Annotated in this window: 17 protein-coding genes, 4 tRNA genes and 1 pseudogene (1 of these 22 only partly in view); 5 read left to right on the top strand and 17 right to left on the bottom strand. The window is 68.7% G+C overall.

The features are described 5' to 3' along the window. Window positions 1–339: pseudogene (locus tag ACQKDV_RS05975) on the top strand (hypothetical protein); the annotation flags it as partial. 463 nt (window positions 340–802) lie between these two features. Here the strand turns inward: ACQKDV_RS05975 and ACQKDV_RS05970 are convergent. From ACQKDV_RS05970 to ACQKDV_RS05900, 15 genes are all read right to left on the bottom strand, one after another. Beyond that, window positions 803–878, bottom strand: a tRNA-Gly gene (locus tag ACQKDV_RS05970). 105 nt (window positions 879–983) lie between these two features. Beyond that, complete coding sequence (locus ACQKDV_RS05965) at window positions 984–2,090, bottom strand: NAD(P)/FAD-dependent oxidoreductase (protein WP_427782858.1); 1,107 nt, start codon at window positions 2,088–2,090, stop codon at window positions 984–986. Window positions 2,091–2,226: 136 nt separating this feature from the next. Beyond that, window positions 2,227–2,302: transfer RNA gene (locus tag ACQKDV_RS05960), tRNA-Gly, on the bottom strand. A gap of 211 nt (window positions 2,303–2,513) precedes the next feature. Continuing rightward, window positions 2,514–3,140 (bottom strand): CDP-diacylglycerol--glycerol-3-phosphate 3-phosphatidyltransferase, encoded by a 627-nt coding sequence (gene pgsA, locus ACQKDV_RS05955; protein ID WP_427782857.1) that lies wholly within the window; start codon window positions 3,138–3,140, stop codon window positions 2,514–2,516. Between the two features lie 17 nt (window positions 3,141–3,157). Beyond that, window positions 3,158–5,002, bottom strand: a complete 1,845-nt coding sequence (gene uvrC / locus ACQKDV_RS05950) for an excinuclease ABC subunit UvrC (RefSeq protein WP_427782856.1) — start codon at window positions 5,000–5,002, stop codon at window positions 3,158–3,160. Next, complete coding sequence (locus tag ACQKDV_RS05945; RefSeq protein WP_427782855.1) at window positions 4,999–6,411, bottom strand: hypothetical protein; 1,413 nt, start codon at window positions 6,409–6,411, stop codon at window positions 4,999–5,001. The genes uvrC and ACQKDV_RS05945 overlap by 4 nt, the downstream gene beginning before the upstream one ends. Beyond that, complete coding sequence (locus ACQKDV_RS05940) at window positions 6,408–6,896, bottom strand: low molecular weight protein-tyrosine-phosphatase (RefSeq protein WP_427782854.1); 489 nt, start codon at window positions 6,894–6,896, stop codon at window positions 6,408–6,410. Before ACQKDV_RS05940 ends, ACQKDV_RS05945 begins: the two co-directional genes overlap by 4 nt. Continuing rightward, window positions 6,893–7,666 carry a 3-deoxy-manno-octulosonate cytidylyltransferase gene (gene kdsB, locus ACQKDV_RS05935; protein ID WP_427782853.1) on the bottom strand — a complete coding sequence of 258 codons (774 nt, stop codon included), beginning with the start codon at window positions 7,664–7,666 and terminating at the stop codon, window positions 6,893–6,895. Before kdsB ends, ACQKDV_RS05940 begins: the two co-directional genes overlap by 4 nt. 75 nt (window positions 7,667–7,741) lie before the next feature. After that, window positions 7,742–8,761, bottom strand: a complete 1,020-nt coding sequence (lpxK, locus tag ACQKDV_RS05930) for a tetraacyldisaccharide 4'-kinase (protein ID WP_427782852.1) — start codon at window positions 8,759–8,761, stop codon at window positions 7,742–7,744. Next, window positions 8,761–10,509 (bottom strand): lipid A export permease/ATP-binding protein MsbA, encoded by a 1,749-nt coding sequence (msbA, locus tag ACQKDV_RS05925; RefSeq protein WP_427782851.1) that lies wholly within the window; start codon window positions 10,507–10,509, stop codon window positions 8,761–8,763. The genes lpxK and msbA overlap by 1 nt, the downstream gene beginning before the upstream one ends. Further along, a complete protein-coding gene (locus ACQKDV_RS05920; protein WP_427782850.1) occupies window positions 10,506–10,928 on the bottom strand; it encodes an ExbD/TolR family protein in 423 nt (140 codons plus the stop codon). Before ACQKDV_RS05920 ends, msbA begins: the two co-directional genes overlap by 4 nt. 3 nt (window positions 10,929–10,931) lie before the next feature. After that, a complete protein-coding gene (locus ACQKDV_RS05915) occupies window positions 10,932–11,594 on the bottom strand; it encodes a MotA/TolQ/ExbB proton channel family protein (protein ID WP_427782849.1) in 663 nt (220 codons plus the stop codon). 3 nt (window positions 11,595–11,597) lie between these two features. Next, window positions 11,598–13,985, bottom strand: a complete 2,388-nt coding sequence (locus ACQKDV_RS05910; RefSeq protein ID WP_427782848.1) for a DNA internalization-related competence protein ComEC/Rec2 — start codon at window positions 13,983–13,985, stop codon at window positions 11,598–11,600. A gap of 68 nt (window positions 13,986–14,053) precedes the next feature. Beyond that, the gene (locus tag ACQKDV_RS05905) at window positions 14,054–15,397 is read right to left on the bottom strand and encodes a sensor histidine kinase (RefSeq protein ID WP_427782847.1); all 1,344 of its coding nucleotides are present in this window, start codon (window positions 15,395–15,397) and stop codon (window positions 14,054–14,056) included. A gap of 1 nt (window position 15,398) precedes the next feature. Next, on the bottom strand, window positions 15,399–16,070 hold the full coding sequence (locus ACQKDV_RS05900; protein WP_427782846.1) for a response regulator transcription factor: 672 nt from the start codon (window positions 16,068–16,070) through the stop codon (window positions 15,399–15,401). Window positions 16,071–16,214: 144 nt separating this feature from the next. Between ACQKDV_RS05900 and ACQKDV_RS05895 the strand changes: the two genes are divergently transcribed. From ACQKDV_RS05895 to ACQKDV_RS05880, 4 genes are all read left to right on the top strand, one after another. Beyond that, window positions 16,215–16,490: a hypothetical protein gene (locus tag ACQKDV_RS05895; RefSeq protein WP_427782845.1), complete on the top strand. Its 276-nt coding sequence runs from the start codon at window positions 16,215–16,217 to the stop codon at window positions 16,488–16,490. Window positions 16,491–16,578: 88 nt separating this feature from the next. Beyond that, a complete protein-coding gene (locus ACQKDV_RS05890) occupies window positions 16,579–16,866 on the top strand; it encodes a hypothetical protein (RefSeq protein ID WP_427782844.1) in 288 nt (95 codons plus the stop codon). Between the two features lie 184 nt (window positions 16,867–17,050). After that, on the top strand, window positions 17,051–17,302 hold the full coding sequence (locus ACQKDV_RS05885) for a hypothetical protein (protein ID WP_427782842.1): 252 nt from the start codon (window positions 17,051–17,053) through the stop codon (window positions 17,300–17,302). A 69-nt stretch (window positions 17,303–17,371) separates the two neighbouring features. After that, window positions 17,372–17,851: a hypothetical protein gene (locus tag ACQKDV_RS05880; protein WP_427782841.1), complete on the top strand. Its 480-nt coding sequence runs from the start codon at window positions 17,372–17,374 to the stop codon at window positions 17,849–17,851. Between the two features lie 86 nt (window positions 17,852–17,937). Here the strand turns inward: ACQKDV_RS05880 and ACQKDV_RS05875 are convergent. Both ACQKDV_RS05875 and ACQKDV_RS05870 read right to left on the bottom strand, forming a co-directional pair. Continuing rightward, window positions 17,938–18,012, bottom strand: a tRNA-Val gene (locus ACQKDV_RS05875). 99 nt (window positions 18,013–18,111) lie between these two features. Then, a tRNA-Val gene (locus ACQKDV_RS05870) sits at window positions 18,112–18,167 on the bottom strand; it runs 119 nt beyond the window's last position.

Here is an 18,167-nt window from a genome sequence, read left to right as displayed (position 1 = left end):
CTGAGCTATTCCCGCAGATTCCGTTCGACCTGCGTCGAAGGAGCGCTATTGTGTCCAAATTCCTTCACGTCGTCAACAGTCTTCACGCATGCCGATCTGGGCCTGGCGCGGTGCGGTACCCTGCCCCGCCCGGACGCGTGCGCCCATCTCTGCTGGACCCTGGTGCCGATGGGCGTGCGCTGGTATGGCGCCCAGGTCGGCTTCGCCTCGCACGGCAGCGTCGGCCCGGGCCTGGCGCAGTACTACGCGTTGGTGCCCCGCCTGCTACCCTTCACTGCAATGGCCGCGACCACGCGTTCCGCCGCGCGCACTTCAAGGAACGAGCTCACCCATGACTGAGCGCCGCCGCCGTCTGTACTGGTTGCTGACAGCCGTGATCTGGCTTGTGCTGATGGCCGCGCTGATCCACGCCGGCACCCAGGCCGACTACTGGATGCAGCGCGGACTGGAGCCCGGCGCGATCCTGCCCTACCCGACCGGCAAGGTTGTCACGTTTGCCCTGATGAGCACGGCCGAACTTGCGGTCACGCTGCTGATCGTGCGCCCTTGGCGATGGCATCGACTCTGGCTGCGCCTGCTGATCGCCTGGGCGCTGCTGCTGGCGTGGTCGGTCCCGTTCGCGATGGCTGCGATGCATCAGTCGCCGGTGTACGGCATGCACCTGCTGTGGTTGCTGCTGGCCGACCTGACCCTGCTGCTGGCGCTGATGGCCAGTGTCACTGGCCACGGCGTGGCAGAAGCTGCGCCGCCCGTAGCAGGCGCAAACGAAAAACGCCCCCTTGCGGGAGCGTTTTTCCTGATCTGGAGCGGGAAACGAGACTCGAACTCGCGACCTCAACCTTGGCAAGGTTGCGCTCTACCAACTGAGCTATTCCCGCAGATTCCGTTCGACCTGCGTCGAAGGAGCGCTATTGTGTCGATATTGCTGCACGGCGTCAACAGGATTTTCCACGCGCTTTACGCCACGTCGTTCAGCTTGATGGTCATGCCCGCACCCCGCGTCGATGGAAGTAGATCTGCTCGGCCACGCGGCGCGTCGCCGCAGTGCGCAGCAGGGCGTTGAGCGGCCAGTCCTGCTGCATATGGTCCATGGCCCAGCGCAACAGGCGCTTGCGACGGAAGGTCGGCGCCACGCGCCGGGCCACCTGCTCCGCTGCAGGCCCTTTGCCGCGCAGATGCAGGCCGATGGCATCACCCACCGCCCATCCGTGCCGCCACGACGAATGGATGCCGCCCGCCGACAGCGGCGAGACGATGCCGGCGGCATCGCCCGTGAGGATCAATCGATGACCGGTGATCGGGCCATCAGGGCGCCCGCACGGCACCAATCCGACGCGGGTGGCTGACGGCTGCAGGGCCGCATCGATACCAGCAACAGCGCGCACGTGCTCGATGAAGCCATCGATGTCCGGCACCCGCGCCCGCTTCGGATCATGCCGCAGCGCCAGCCCCACCTGCACGCCCGTTGGATTCTGCGCAACCCAACCGATGTAGCCCGGTGCGTAACGCTTGCTGACGAAGCAGTGCAGCGCATCACCCTGCGGCAACTGCAGCCCGTCGAATTCGCGCTCGACGCCGTAGAGCGTGTCGCGCACCAGACCCAGACCCGTGCGCTGCGCCACGCGCGAACGCGCACCGTCGGCACCGACGAGATACGCGCAGCGCGATGTCCCCTCCACGCGCCACCCGTCGCCGTCCGCCTCGGCCTGGGTGAAGGCCTGCTGCAGGCGCAGATCCACGCCGCTGGCACGCAGTTCGTCGGCCAGCCAGCGCATCAGGTTCGGCGTATCGGTGGTGAGGAAGTAATAGCCGGGTGCGGCCAGTTGCACACTGCGCAGGTTGGGCGCGTACAGACGCACGCGTGCAACGCGCTGCACAAGGCGCTCGGGGATCCGGCCCAGCCAGGTCTGTTCCATGGCTTCCTTCACCACGATGCCGGTCGTGTGCAGGCGCTCGCCGGGGTCCGTCTTGCGTTCAAGCACGCAGACGCGCAGGCCGTATTGCGCGGCGGCCAATGCGCAGGCGGCACCGGCAAAGCTTGCACCGACGATGACCAGGTCGTGATCGTAGGCAGAGGATATGTGGGTCATCGCGGCATCACCGGGGAACGGAGATGCAGCATCGCCAGCGCGCGTGGCGGGGCGATGGGGTGGCGGTGAAGTGAGGATGAAGCGATGTACCGCGCAAACGAAAAACGCCCCCGTGCGGGAGCGTTTTTCTTGAATCTGGAGCGGGAAACGAGACTCGAACTCGCGACCTCAACCTTGGCAAGGTTGCGCTCTACCAACTGAGCTATTCCCGCTTGGGAGGCGAAATTCTACCTGTTCCGGGAATGGCGTCAAGCGGTTTTTTCAAGGAAATTTCGCAGCGCTTCGCCAATGTCTATCCACGCATGGCGTGGATCTACTACGTCCCCCTCCACGGATGCATCGCCCAGTAGATCCACGCCCTGCGTGGATGGATCCCCCCGCCCAGTAGATCCACGCCATGCGTGGATGGCTGCAACCATGGGGTCAGTTGCCCAGCTTCTTCTGCCGCGAACGCTCGCGGGCGGCGCGTTCGTCTTCGCGCAGGCTCGGCCAGGCCGCATGCAGGTACTGCAGGCCCGACCACAGGGTCAGCACGGCGGCAATGGCCAGGGTCCAGTCGCCGATATGGAATACCGGCGGGCCCATCCAGATGTCGTTGACCGGCACGTTCGGTGCCACCGAATACAGCAGGCACAGCAGCGCGATCATCTGCGCGGTGGTCTTGATCTTGCCGATCATCGCCACGCGCACCTTGGCGCGCTGGCCCAGTTCGGCCATCCACTCACGCAGCGCCGAAACCGCGATTTCGCGGCCGACGATCACCGCCGCCCAGAACGCCATCCACGGCGTCGGGTGGCCCTGCACGATCAGGAACAGCGCCACGGCCACCATCAGCTTGTCCGCCACCGGATCGAGGAACGCACCGAACGCCGATTCCAGCTTGTACCGACGCGCGATCCAGCCATCGAGCCAATCGGTGATCGCAGCCAGGCCGAAGATCGCCGCAGACGCGAAATTGGTCCAGGTGTAGGGCAGGTAGAACACCAGCACCAGCACCGGGATCATCACGATCCGCAACAACGTCAGCCAGGTGGGCAGGGTCAACTTCATGCGGCTTGCTTCTCTCTCTACTCGGCCGGGTCTGGCGTGGCCAACCCGTGCAGGTTAGCGTAGATGCGTGCAGCCAGGGCGTCATTGATGCCTTCGACCCTGGCGATCTCAGCCTCGCCGGCGGCTTTCAGGCCGACCAGGCCGCCAAAATGCTTGAGCAGGCTGGCGCGGCGGCGCGGGCCGATGCCGGGGATGTCTTCCAGCTTGCTGGTCATCCGCGCCTTCTGGCGGCGGCCGCGGTGCCCGGTGATGGCGAAACGGTGCGCCTCGTCACGCACCTGCTGGATGAACTGCAGCGCCGGATTGGCCGCGCCCGGGCGCAGCTCGCGGCCATCGGGCATCACCAGGGCTTCGTGGCCGGCACGGCGCTCCACGCCCTTGGCCACGCCCACCAGCAGCACGCCTTCCACGCCCAGGTCGGCCAACGCGGCCTGGGCCTGGGCCAACTGGCCGGCGCCACCGTCGATCAGCAGCACATCGGGCAGCACGCCTTGCTCTTCCACCGCACGACGGAAGCGGCGATCAATGGCCTGGTGCATGGCGGCGTAGTCATCGCCCGGCTCGATGCCACTGATGTTGTAGCGGCGATACTGCGCGCGCACCGGACCAGCGGCATCGAACACCACGCAGGAGGCCACCGTGGCTTCGCCCATCGTGTGGCTGATATCGAAGCACTCCACGCGCTTGACCGGCTCGGCCAGGCCCAGCATCTCGCGCAGGGCTTCGCTGCGTGCGTGCTGCGCATTGCGGCTGTTGAGTTCAGTGGCCAGGGTCAGCTGGGCGTTGCGGCTGGCCAGTTCCAGATAGCCGGCGCGCTCGCCACGCACGTTCCACTTCAGCTGCACCTTGCGCTCGGCCGAGGCCGACAGCGCGGCCACCAGCAGGTCGGCATCGGGAATCTGCCGGTCCAGCAGGATCTCGCGCGGCGGTTCGAATTCGATGTAGTACTGCGACACGAATGCGGCCAGCACCTCTTCCGGGCTGTCCTCGCCATTGGTACGGGGGAAGAACGGGCGGGTACCCAGGTTGCGTCCATCACGGAAGGCCAGCAGCAGCACGCAGGCCTGCGAACCCTGCATGGCCACGGCCAGCACGTCCAGATCGGCAGCGCGGCCATCCACGTACTGCCGGGTCTGCATGCTGCGCAGCGAGGCGATGAGATCGCGCAGGCGTGCGGCCTGCTCGAACTCCAGTGCCTCGCTGGCGCCCTGCATCTGCTCGCCCAGTTCGCGGGTCAGTTCGTCGCTCTTGCCTTCCAGGAACAGCGTGGCGCGGCGCACCGATTCGGCGTATTCCGTGGCCGGCACCAGATCCACGCAGGGCGCGCTGCAGCGGCCGATCTGGTACTGCAGGCACGGCCGCGAACGGTTGCGGAACACGCTGTCCTCGCAGCTGCGAAGCTTGAACAGTTTGTGCATCAGGTTCAGCGTTTCGCGAACCGCGGTGACGCCGGGGTACGGCCCGAAGTAGCGGCCGGGAATGGCACGCGGCCCCCGGTGCAGGGCAATGCGCGGCCAGTCCTCGCGGGTCAGCAGCACGTGCGGGTAGGTCTTGTCGTCGCGCAGGGACACGTTGTAGCGCGGCGACAGCGATTTGATCAGCTGGTTTTCCAGCAGCAGCGCTTCGCCTTCCGAACGGGTGACGGTCACGTCCATGCGCGCGATCTGCGAGAGCATCGACATGATGCGCGCGTTCTTCGGGCTGCCGTTGAAGTAGCTGCCCACGCGGTTGCGCAGCGCGCGTGCCTTGCCCACGTACAACAGGGTGTCGTCGGCCGCATACATGCGGTAGACGCCGGGGGCGGTGCTCAACTGGGCCGCGAAGGCCTTGCCGTCGAAGGCCGGTGCGGTGACGTCGGTCATTCGCTGATCGGCACGTCGCTGAGCACGCCGCTGTCGGGATCAAAACGCAGCACGGCGTGCGCGTCGGTCTCGGCGATCCACACCGCACCGGCACCCACCGTCAGACCCGCCGGGCCGTGCAGGCGGCGCGGCAGCGGCTGGGTGACCAGATCACCGCCGCCCAGGCGCAGGGTGCGCAGGCGACCGTTGCCGGTGTCGGCAATCCACAGCTCCGGTGCGTCCGGGCTGAGGGCGATGGCCTGCGGGAACTGCAGGCTGGCCTGCGCGCGCGGGCCGTCGTCTTCGCCGAAGCGCCACGTGCCCTGCCCGACCAGGGTCTGCACCAGGTCGCCGCGCAACTGCACTGCACGGATCGAAGACCCCAGCGCGTCGGCCACGTACAGCACCTGCTGCACCACCGCCAGCCCGGTGGGCTGGGCAAAGGCGGCCATGTGGCCACTGCCATCGCGCTCGTCGATGGCGCCGCTGCCGGCGCGCCACTGCAGGCTGCGCAGGCCGAGATGGAAGCTCCACAGCCGGTTGTCGCCGGCCATGGCGATATGCAGCTGGTTGTCGGCGATGGCCAGACCGACCGGGTGGTCCAGCGCCACTTGGCGAGGTTGCGCCACCGGGCCTTCGACCGGCGTACCGGGACGACCATTGCCGCACAGGGTGTCAACCTGGCCGGTGGACAGGTTGATGCGGCGCACCGCGTGATTGCCAGTATCGGCCACATACAGCGATTCACGCTCCAGCACCAACCCCTGCGGGCGGTGGAAGGCGGCTTCGGCCAGGTTGCCGTCCATGAAATCGGCGGTGCCCAGCCCGAACTGGCGCAGCACGCGCCCGCCATGGCTGCACTCGAGAATGCGATGGCGGCCACTGTCGGCGATGTACAGGCGATCACGATTGACCGCCAGGCCAGACGGGAAGCGCAGCGTATGTGGCAGTTCGGGATGCAGCTCGCTGCCACCCCGCGGTGGTGCCGGCGGCGCACCCTCGCACAGCGCGTTCAGGGCGCGCTCCAGCTCGCCCGGCGCGCCCAGACCGACCAGGCGCTGCTGCTCGCGGCCCTGGGCGTCGAGCAGGACGACCGTTGGCCACGCCGTCACACCGAAACGGCGCCAGCCATCCCAGTCACCATCGAGCAGCACCGGCATCGACAGCCCCTGCCGACGCAGCAGTTTCAGCGCGGCGGCAGCATCGCGTTCGAAGTCGAAGCGTGGCACATGCAGCACCAGGGGCTGCAGGCGGCCGGGGTTGCGCGACAGCCATTGGCCGAACTCGGCCATGCGCTGCATGCTCCAGGCCGACGCGGCGTTGACGAACAGCAGTGCGACCGGGCGGCCACGCAGTTCGGTCAAGGTGCAGGGGGCAGCGTTGAGCCAGGTGGCAAACTCGGGCAGGTCCGGGACGGGCTGTGCGTTCATGGCCTGATTATGCCGGAGTCGGCGTCATGCAACAGTCGTGCCACGACACGTTCTGCCGCCTGATCGACCATCGCCCAGACCTGCTCGAAGTGGTCCTGGCCGCCGGTATAGGGGTCGGGGATGGCCCGGGCACCCTGCCCGCCCGACCAGGGCAGGTACAGCGAGAGGCGGTCGCGCCGGGCAGGCGTGGCCAAGCGCGCGGCGTCGCGCAGGTTGGCCTCGTCGGCGCAGAGGATCCAGTCGAAACGGTCGAAATCCGCCGCCTGCAGCTGGCGTGCTCGCAGGCCGCCGATATCCACGCCGTGGCGTGCGGCACAGGCAATGGCGCGGCGGTCCGGTGGCTCGCCGGCGTGCCAATCACCGGTGCCGGCCGAATCCACCTGGACACGGCCTGAAAGCGGCGAAGCCTGCAGGCGCGCACGCAGTGCACCCTCGGCCATCGGCGAGCGGCAGATGTTGCCCAGGCAGACCACCAGCAGGTTCATCGCGTGGCCAGGGACTGCAGCAAAGCTTCGGCACGAGCCAGATCTTCGGGGGTGTCGATGCCCGGCGGGAAAGGTTCAGGCGAAAGGGCCACGCTGATCGGGAAACCCGCTTCCAGCACGCGCAGCTGTTCCAGTGCCTCGACCTGCTCCAGCTGGCCCGGCGGCATCGCCGCGAACTGCTGCAGAAAGCCGGCGCGATAGCCGTAGATGCCGATATGGCGCAGCCAGCGATGGCCTTCCGGCAACACATCGCGGCTGCGCGCGAAGCCATCGCGATGCCAGGCGATCGGCGCACGGCTGAAGTACATCGCTTCGTTGCGTACGTTGCGCACCAGCTTGACCACGTTCGGGTCGAACAGGGTGTGGGCATCCTCGACGGTCGTGGCCAGGGTCGACATCGCCGCTTCGCCCTCCACCAGCGCCTGGGCCACGGCGCGGATGCCGGCGGCCGGAGCGAACGGCTCATCGCCCTGCAGGTTGACCACCACGGTCTCGTCGGACCAGCCGGCGATGCGCGCGCACTCGGCCAGCCGGTCGGTGCCGGACGCGTGGCCGGCCGCGGTCATCGCCACCTTCACCTCAGCCAGCCCGTCGAGCACATCGGCGATGCGGCTGTCATCGGTGGCCACCCAGACCTCGCGGGCGCCGGCCAGCAGCGCGCGGCGTGCCACGTGCAGCACCAGCGGCTCACTGCCCAGCAGGCGCAGGGGCTTGCCTGGCAGCCGGGAGGCGGCGAAGCGGGCCGGAATGGCGACAACGAATTCGGTCATGCGGGCGGTACTCGGCAGGCGCGATACAACGGGAATGCGGCCGGCGGCAGGCAATTGCAAGCGCCGCGCAGCCGCTCAGTCCGGGCGCAGCTTGCCCAGGCGGTCAGTCAGGGCCACCCAGAAGGCGGCCGGCAGTTCGGCACGCAGCGGCACGGCGTAATGCCAGTCGTTGCCGAAGGCACGGCACTTCACCGCATCCTTTTCGGTCATCAGCACCGGCAGCTGGCTGCCGAAGGACAGGTCCTGCGGCTGGTAGACCTGGTGGTCGGCAAAGGCATGCGGCACCACGCCGATGCGGCGCGCCCGCAGCATGTCGAAGAACCGCTGCGGGTGGGCGATGCCGGCCACCGCATGTACGCGCTGGCCCGCGAAACAGGCCAGCGGGCGGGGCCGGCCACCGGCCAGCGGCTGCGCGCTGTCGATATGCAGGGCCATCGGCCACTGGCCGAAACCGCAGGCCTGTGCCGCAGTGGTTTCATCGGCCTGGCCAAGGTTGACCACCCGGAAATCGCATTCGTCGGCACGGCCGACCGGCTCGCGCAACGGCCCGGCGGGAATCATCCGGCCGTTGCCGTAGCGGCGCTGCGCATCGACCACTTCAATCTCGATGTCGCGCTGCAGGCGGTAATGCTGCAGGCCGTCGTCGCAGACGATGACATCGCAGCCTTCCGCGATCAGCGCCTTGCCGGCAGCCACGCGGTCGCTGTCCACGCGCACCGGCACGCCGGTCTTCCACGCGATCAGGACGGGTTCGTCACCGCCGAGTGCGGTCGGCGTATCGGCCTCGACCCAGCGCGCCTTGTCCGCTTCTTCGCGACCATAGCCGCGGCTGGCCACGCCCGGCTTCCAGCCCGCCGCGCGCAGGCGCTCGACCAGGGCGATGGTCAACGGGGTCTTGCCGGTGCCGCCGGCGGTGATGTTGCCGACCACGATGACCGGCACCGGCAGCGCATGCCGCTTGAACCAGCCACGCCGGTACAGGCGGCGGCGCAGCGCGGCCACGCCGGCATAGACCGGGGCCAGCAGCCGCATGGGCCATGGAACCGGGCTGCCGTCGTACCAGTACGGCGGGGTCTGGGTACCCTTGCCTGCCATCAGTCCTGCCTTTCGCGGAACTGCATGCTGTGCAGGTGCTGGTACAGCCCCCCCATGTCCAGCAGCTCCCTGTGGGTACCACGTTCGACGATGCGGCCGTGGTCCATCACCAGTACCTGGTCGGCGTGTTCGATGGTGGACAGGCGGTGCGCGATCACCAGGGTGGTGCGCTCGGGCATCAGGCGCTGCAGCGCGTCCTGCACGAGGCGCTCGGACTCGTTGTCCAGCGCAGCGGTGGCTTCGTCCAGGATCAGGATCGGCGCATCGCGCAGAATGGCGCGGGCGATCGCCAGGCGCTGACGCTGGCCGCCCGACAGCAGCGCACCGTTCTCGCCCACCGGGGTCTGCAGCTGCTGCGGCATGCGCGCGATGAACTCCCAGGCATTGGCCGCTTCGGCCGCAGCGCGGATCTGCTCATCGGTCGCGTCCATGCCATAGGCGATGTTGGCGGCGATGGTGTCATCGAACAACATGACCTTCTGCCCGACCATCGCCACCTGGCGACGCAGATCGGCCAGCGCGTAATCGTCCAGCGCCACGCCATCGAGGGTGATGACCCCGCCACTGGGCTCATAGAAGCGCGGCACCAGGCGGATCAGGCTGGTCTTGCCGCTGCCGGAACGGCCGACGATGGCGGTGACGGTGCCGGGCTTGGCAACGAAGGTGATGTCATCCAGGGCGATGCCGCTGTCGGCGCGGTAGCGCAGCATGACGTGCTCGAAGGCCAGCTCGCCACGGGCTCGCTGCAGCGGCGTGCGACCGGCATCCCGCTCGACCGGCATGTCGATGATGCCGAACAGGCGCTCGGCAGCGGCCACGCCGCGCGAGATCGAGGTCTGCACGCTGGTCAGGCGCCGCAGCGAGGGAATGATGGCCATCATCGAGGTCATCAGGCCCATGAACTGGCCGGCGTTGAGCTTGCCGGCCAGCGCTTCACGGGTCGACACCCAGACGATCACCGCCAGCGCCAGCGCGGCCAGGAACTGGACCACGCTGGAGGCGGCCGCGCGGGTCACTTCCACCTTCATGTTCAGCGCCAGCATGCGGTTGGCCAGGCGCGAGTAGCGGCTGATCTCGTGCTGCTGGGTGCCGTGCACCTTCACTTCCTGCTGCGCGGCCAAGGACTGTTCGGCGGTCTGCGCCATGGTGCCCATGCCGTCCTGGATGCCGCGGCTGATGCGCCGGTAGCGCTTGCCCACGTAGGACACGATGGCGCCGATCAGCGGCACCACCAGCAGCATGGCCAGGGTCACCTTGACGCTCATCTGCAGCATCACCACCAGCATCGCGATGATGGTCAGGGTGTCGGCCACCATGGTCTTCAGCGCATCCGCGCTCGCCTGGGTGACCTGCTCGGTGTCGAAGTTCAGGCGGCTGACCATCACCGGCGTCGCTTCGGTATCGAAGTGCGAGGACGGCAGGTGCAGGTACTTGTCCAGGACCTGCTCACGCAGGTCACGGACCACGCTGCGGCCGGTCCTGGCCAGGGTGTAATCGCTGACCCAGGTGGCCAGGCTGCGCATCAGGAACAGTCCGAGGATGGTCAGCGGCAGCACGACGGCAGCGCGCGGCTGCGGGTCGACGAAGCCCTCGTTGACCAGCGGCTCCATCAGCTTGGTGAAGTGGTAGCCCGCCAGGGCCTCGACCACCATCGCGATGACGGCGGCCACCATGAACACCCAGTAGGCCCGGGTATAGCCGAGCAGGCGTTTGTAGATCGGCCACACCGGCGCGTGATTGGAACTCATGGACGCACCTCTGGCGCTGTTGCGATGGCGATACGACGGAAGCCGAGCTGGCCCAGCGCGTCCTGCGCGGTGACCACGGCCTGGTAGGGGGTGCGCGCGTCGGCGCGCAGCAGCACGGCCTGCTGGCGGTCACTACCCGCCACCCCAGCGATGGCCTGCTTGACCGACTCGACGTCGGTGCGCAGTACTTCCTGGTCGTTGACGAAGTAATGGCCGTCGGCGTTGATCAGCACGCTGAGCGAACGCGGCGGCTCGTTGGTCTGCGGGTCGCTGGCGGTGGGCAGCTGCACCTGCAGGGTCGAGCGCGCGTCGAACGTGGTGGTGACCACGAAGAAGATGATCAGCACCAGGATGACGTCGATCAGCGGTACCAGATCGATATGCGGCTCATCCTGGGATCGGTCGTTGCCGATGCGCATCGATCAGGCCTTGGCCGTGGCAGGTGCGGCGGCGCGCGGTGGCGCGGCGGGGTTCATCACCCCGGGACGACCGTCCAGCGTATCCAGCAGGGCGCTGGCCTCCTGTTCCATCTCCACCACGTAGCCGTGGATGCGACCCTTGAAGAAACGGTGGAACATCAACGCCGGGATGGCGACGATCATGCCGGTGGCCGTGCACACCAGCGCCTTGCCGATGCCACCGGCCAGCTGGTTCACATCGCCCACGCCGTGGTCGAGGATGCCCAGGAACATCTGGATCATGCCGATGACCGTGCCAAGGAGGCCCAGCAGCGGCCCCGCCGAGGCGATGGTCCCCAGCGCATTGAGGAAGCGCTCCATGCGGTGGACCAGGTGGCGACCGGTGTCCTCGATGCGCTCGCGGATCTGGTCGCGCGGACGGTTGCGGGCTTCCAGCGCGGCAGCCAGCAGCGCGCCCAGCGGCGAGTTCGCCCGCAGGGTCTGCAGGTGGGCCGGGTCGAGCTTGCCGCGTGCGGCCCAGTTGCGCACTTCCTGGCCGAGGCCGGGCGGCAGCACCTCATTGCGCCGCAGGGACCAGAAACGCTCCAGGACGATCGCCAAAGCCAGTACGCCCAACAGCAGCAGCGGCACCATCGGCCAGCCACCGGCCTTGACCAGTTCCCACACGTTTCAACCCTCCGGCCCAACGGCCGCTTGTTTGATCGGCGATAGGATAGCAGCCGACCGCGCCCGCCCAGCGGCATCCCACCACCGCGCCGCGTGGATACGCTGTTCACGCACCTGCAGCCCTTGTGCGCCAAGCCATACGCGGATGGCGCCGGACTCGGCCGTGGCCAGCACTTCGGCGCCGGTCGCCTGCCAGCGCTGCACCACATCACGTTTCGGGTGACCGAAGCGGTTCTGGTGACCGGCCGAGACCACGGCCAGCTGCGGCGCCACGGCGGCGACCCAACCCGCCGTCGAACTGCCACCACTGCCGTGGTGCGGCACCAGCACCACATCGGCACGCAGGGCCGCCGTGCCCGCCTGCAGCAGCGCCTGTTCGGCCTGGCGGCCGATGTCGCCCGGCAGCAGCGCCACCCCATGCGCGCTGGCCACGCGCAGCACGCAGCTGGCTTCATTGTCGCGCTCGGCGCCGCCGGCGGGCGGATGCAGCACCTGGAAGTCCACCCCGTCCCACTGCCAGCGCATGCCTTGGACGCACGGCCGGGCACCCTCGATCTGGCTGCCCGGCGGGGCCAGCACCTGCAGGCCGGGCCGCGACCGCCGCAGCGCCGGCAGCGCCCCGGCATGGTCCAGGTGGTCGTGGCTGAGCATCACCTGCGCCGGCGGCGCCTGCCCCAGCGCGCGCGCGGCCGGCAGCAGGATCCGCTCATACCCCTCGCCCATGGGCGGTCCAGTGTCGTACCAGAGCGCATGCGTGGCCGTGCGCAGCAGCACCGCAGCGCCCTGCCCCACGTCGTGCACCAGCAGTTCCACCTCGCCCTGGCGTGGCGCCGGCCGGGCCGGCCATAGCAGCGGCAGGCACAGCAGCGCGCCTGCAAGCCCCCCCCCGGCACCGCGCGGCAGCAACCACCAGAACACCCCGGCCAGCGCCGCAGGCAGCGCCCAGCCCGGTGCCTGCGGCAGCCACCACATCGCCTGCGGGTGCCGGGCCAGTGGCTGCAGCAGCCCCCAGCTGAAATCGAACAGCCACGCGGCCGCACGCCACGGCCACGCGCCCGCGCCTTCGTACAGGGCCTGCAGACCCGTGCCGAGCAGGGCCAGCGGCACCACCAGCAGGCTCCACCAGGGAATGACCGGCAGGTTGACCAACGGCCCCAGCCACGACGTGCCACCAAACAACACCGCCGCCAAGGGCAGCAGCGCCACGCTGGCCACGCCCTGCCCGGCCAGGGCCGTGCGCAGCACGCCGGCGATACCCGCCGGTGGACGCTGCGGCAGGCACCACAGCAGCCACAGCACGCCGCCGAAGCTGAGCCAGAACCCTGCCGACAGCACCGACAGCGGCGCCGGCAACAGCATCACGGTGGCTGCCAACGCCAGTGCCTGCGCCGTACCCAAGGGCCGTCGGCTGGCGCGCGCCGCTGCCACCGCCGCGATCATCAGCGCGGTGCGTACCGTGGGCAGCTCGCTGCCGGCCAACAGCGTATAGCCAGCAGCGGCCAACGCCGCAGCACAGGCAGCCGCCTGCGGGCGTGGCCAGGCACGCGCGAGTGCTGGCCACAGCCACCACAGGCCGGCGCACAGCACAGCGGCAAACCCCGCCACCAGACCGACATGGAAGCCGGAGATGGCAATCAGGTGGGTCAGGCCCAGTGCGCGCAACTGCTCCCAGTCGGTGTCGGTCAAGCCACGGGTATCACCCAGCGCCAGCGCCTGGATGAACCGTGCCGAGGGACGGCCCACCTGCGCGGCGATGGCGGCACTGCAGCGTTCGCGCCAAGCGGCCAGACCCTGCGCGCCGTGCAGCTGCCGCGCAGCGTCCGGCGCGCGCACGCTGGCGTTGCCCGCCAGCCCCTGCAGCAGTGCATGGCGTTCTGCATCGAACCCACCGGGATTGATCCGCGATCGCGGCGGCCGCACGCGCAACGTCAGTTCCCAGCGGGCGCCCGCCCGCAGCGTGCCGCGCAGAGGATCGGGGCGACGGGAGCGCCAGTGCTCATGCCAGCTGACCTGCAGGCGGCGCCCGCGCAGCGCGGGCCACGCTGCCGCCTCCTCCACGTCAAACAGGAAACGGCTGTGGTCCTCACGATGCAGCGGCAGATCGACAACCCGCCCATGGACCCGCACATCCCGCGCGGCCGCACCCGGCGGCACCTGCTGCTGCAGGGCGGCGTGACCATGGCATCCCGCCCAGGCCATACCGAACACCGCAGCCGCCAATGCGCGCCCGCGCCACGGCCAGGCCCAGCCGACCAGCGCCAGCAGTGCCAGGCCGATGCACAGCAAGTACGCGGGCAGCTGGGGCAGCAATACGCAGGCCTGCGCCCCCAGCACCAGGCCGGCGGCACAGGCAGGCCCCAGCAGCGGGGCAGGTTCGGCAACAGCGCGCATCCGCCCAGCGTCGCCGCGCTGCGCCGTTGCTGCCTATCAGGCAAGCCCGCGCACCGCTGTGGGCGCTTTCAGCGGCGCAGGCTGCCGCGCTGGAAAGTGATCCGGAAGCTGGCGCCGCCGCCCACCGCTTCGGCCACGCTGACGCTGCCGCCGTGATGCTGCACGATTTCCTTCACCAGGTGCAGGCCCAGGCCGCTGCCACTGCCGGCGGCACGCAGCCGATGGAAGGGCTCGAAGATAGCCTCGCGATCCCCCACCGGCACGCCTGCGCCCTGGTCGCTGACCTCCAGCAGGCCCTGCGCATCCAGGCGCACGCAGATCGTGCCGCGACCGCCACCATGGACGATGGCGTTGTGCACCAGGTTGGCCATCACCCGCCCCAGCGCGAGGCCATCGCCCTGGATCCACACCGGTGCGTCCGGCGCATCCACTTCGAAGCCATAACCGGCGCCGACCACCAGAGGGGCCAGCTCCGCCGCCGATTCCCGCACCACATGGGCCAGATCCACCTGCTGCAGCGTGCTGATGTTGCGATCCAGGCGCTGCAGGTCGAGCAGATGCTCGGCCACGTTGCCCAGCCGCGCGACGTCGGTCAGCAGCTGCGATTTCAGTTCACCCTGCGGCAGCTGCGACAACCGGGCCTGCACCACCGCGATGGGCACGCGCAGCTCATGCGCGGCATCGGCCAGGAACTTGTCACGCACCGCGTAGCCCTGCTGCACTTTGTCGATGGCATCGTTGAACGCGCCTACCAGCGGCGCGACCTCGGTGGACACCAGCTGCTCGTCCAGGCGCGCGCCCGGCTGGCCGATGTCCAGCGCCCTGGCCTGCTGGGCCAGCCTGCGCACGCCACGCATGGCGCGGTGGATGACGGTGGGCATGACCAGCAGGGTGACCACGATCAGTGGCAGGAAGAACCAGAAGCCGATCAGGCGCAGCACCATCAGCGCACCATCCACCAGCCCGCCCTTGGGCGCGCCACCGGCCATCACCGTGATGCGGCGGCCATCCTCATTGCGCACCATCACCCGTGCCACATCCAGGTACGGCGGCACCAACGATCCCACTTCCGTCGCACCCAACGCTGGCAGGCGCGCCAGCAACGGCGCATGGATGGCCGGCACCTTGCCGCGTTCCAGCCAGATGCCGCGGTCATCGACGGCCACGAACCAGAGGTTTCCGCCTTCGCGGGCGTTCAACGCCTGCCATCGCGCTTCGTCCAGCACCAGGTGTGCGCCCTTTCCGTGCACGGCCCTGGCGACGTCCTCGGCGGTGAACATGTCCATGCCCCAGGATTCCTTGTCGCCCCAGGTCAGGATCAGCGCTACCACGGCGAACAACACGGTGAATGCCTGCGCGAGGAACAGGCGCCAGGCCAGGCCGAGCGTGATCGAACGGATCTGCCTGGCCATTTCAGGTCTCCGCCAGCAGATAGCCGACGCCGCGGATGACATGGATCTCCACGCTCGCACCGGCCTGCTGCAACGCCTTGCGCAGCCTGGAAATGTGCGCGTCCAGTGCATTGGACTGGATCTCATCGTCAAAGCCGTACACCGCCGCCTCCAATGCACTGCGGGTGACGGTGCGTCCCTGCCGCATTGCCAGTGCCTGCAGTACCAGCACCTGCCTGCGCGGCAGCGCCAGCGGCTGTCCGTCAACCTGCGCCTGCAGCGATTCGAAGTCGAACTCGAAGTTCCCCAGGCGCAGACGCGGGGTGACCATCGCTGAGGGACGCCGCGACACCGCGCGGATACGCGCCATCAGCTCGTCCATCGCCACCGGCTTGACCAGGTAATCGTCGGCACCGACATCCAGGCCCTCCACCTTGTCTGCCAGCGTGCCTTTGGCGGTCAGCATGATCACTGCCAGGTTCGGCCGCAGCGCACGCGCAGTGGCGACGAAACCGGCACCATCACCATCGGGAAGCTGGCGGTCGAGCAGCAGCAGCTGGTGCACCGGTTCGCGCAGGGCCAGCGCGGCTCCGGCCAGGCTGCCAACCACATCGGCAACCACGCCCTGACGCTCCAGCCCGGACTGCAGGGCCCGCGAGAGATCGGGATCGTCTTCCACCAGGAGGATGCGCATCGTGGGCTCGGCTACCGGAAACGTAGCCGATGATAGTGCCTGCCGGGCATGGATGAGACCCATGCGCGGACATTGCCAGAGCGCAATGTTCCGACAATGTTGCCCCTTCACGATGCAACGCGGCCTCCTGAAAAGCACCCTTCGATGTTCCCGCTGCCCCCTGCCCTGCTGCGCCCCCGGCTGTGCACCGTCGTTCTCTCCACGCCGTTGCTGGCCATGGTCCAGCAACAGGCACCGGGCGTGCAGGCCGGCATCACCGTCGGTGCCACCGCCGGTGCGTACGCGCACTACGGCGACAAGCCGCTGGTGGTGCCGGCCCTGGCATGGCAGGGCAAGCGCCTTTTCGCCGGGGCACCCGGTGGCGCGCCACCGGTATGGTCGCCAGCCAATGGTTCGGCGATGCGGTCAAGGACAGCCTGATGGCTCGCCGCAACGCGCAGCAGCCTGCCTTCATTTCCCTGATGCGCTCGTTCTGATCGAGCGCCCTGCACCGGACAAGGACACCCCCATGGCCTCCGTCTCCTTCCCCACCGATGCGCAGGCGATCCTGCATGCGCCCGACCTGGACAGCGCCGAGCGCGCTTACCTCGGCCTGATGCCCGACCAGGCCCACATCGATGCGCTGGTGCGCCGGGCACTGGGCGTGGCGCGCGTCGCCGATGCCGCCCGCGGCTATGCGCTGTCGATGACCCTGGTTGGCCTGCGGCTGCAGGAACTGGAGATGGACGAACCCTGCGCCACGGCCCATCGGCAGTCGACGCTGCGCAACCTGCGCCAGGTGTACGCCGCAGCCTGACCGCCGACGTGCGGCCGGCAAGCGCCCGTCGGCGAGCGCAGACGCGCGCGGTCCAGCCCGCCAGCGCCCGGATTCATCCCTGCTGCCAGCCCTTGGCACGCGCAATTCCCCGCTTCGTCACATGCCGGTTCCGGTTGGCCGGGGCCGATGACACGCTGGGCTCCCTTCTCCGGAGCACCGCGCCATGCCGATGCTTGCCCTGCTGCTGTTGCACGCGCTCCTGTCCAGCGTCGGCATCGGTGGCGTGGATGCAGGCCCTGCACTCCCGGCCAGCGGATCACGGCTTTGCCTGCAGCTGCACCTGGGCAAGGACAGTCTGCTGCAATGGGAACGCAGCGAGGGCGGGACGTCACACGCGCTGGCGGTATCGCATCAGATCAACGGCCACTGGCAGCTGCGCCACCGTTTCAGTCTCGGCAGGCCGGCCGTGCACTGATTGCCAGCCGCGATTCATCCTCCCGGGCATACCCGATGACAGAATGCGGCCGTACCGAAAGGATGCGCCATGAAGACCCGGAGTGTTGCTTGTTCAGTGCTGTTGCTCGCCATCATGCTGCTTGCGGGCTGCTGCCCGTTCGGCAGCGAGATGCGTACCCGCCCGGTCTACGTGCACCCCCAGATGTCGCCAGCCGCATCGCGCTCCCTGGTCGCCGACTGTGATCGCCAGGGCGCGCAGCTGCGGCGGCAGCTTGAAGCCGCGTTCGTTGCTGGTGCGCGGCAGGAATGCGCGCTGCCGCAGCCGTTTGCGGATTACCGCTTCGTCAATGCACTGGGCGAGGTCGTTTCGCCGGAGCGCGCCAACGAGGCATGCCGCGCCCACGCCGAACGCATCTGCACCGCCGCGCAGGGCAAGGACAGCGCGCTGGCCGCGCTTTGCCCAGACTGCCGGAGCAAGGCCGAGGAGCGCGTGCGCCAGTGCCGGATGGACAAAGGGCTGGTGCGCAGCGAACGGCCGGTGAAGATGTGCAGCATGATCCAGTTCTGAAGAGCGGCGACCACGCAACAAAAAAGCCGACCCCTCGGGTCGGCTTTCCTGTTTCCATCGCTGCACCGGCAATGCCGGGAGCCAGATGGTGGGCGGTACAGGGTTCGAACCTGTGACCCCTACCATGTCAAGGTAGTGCTCTACCGCTGAGCTAACCGCCCATCTTGTTCGTGCCGCCCGAAAGCTGGCCTTGCTACGTAAAAACCCGGCGCCAGGGCCGGGCTTTTCAGGTCACGACAGCCCCTGTTGAAGGGACTTCGTGGTGGGCGGTACAGGGTTCGAACCTGTGACCCCTACCATGTCAAGGTAGTGCTCT

This window comes from Stenotrophomonas sp. NPDC077659 (assembly GCF_050268705.1).
Taxonomy (GTDB): domain Bacteria; phylum Pseudomonadota; class Gammaproteobacteria; order Xanthomonadales; family Xanthomonadaceae; genus Stenotrophomonas.
The sequence above is the reverse complement of the archived record's forward strand: the minus strand, read 5'-3'. Positions and strand labels throughout refer to the sequence as shown.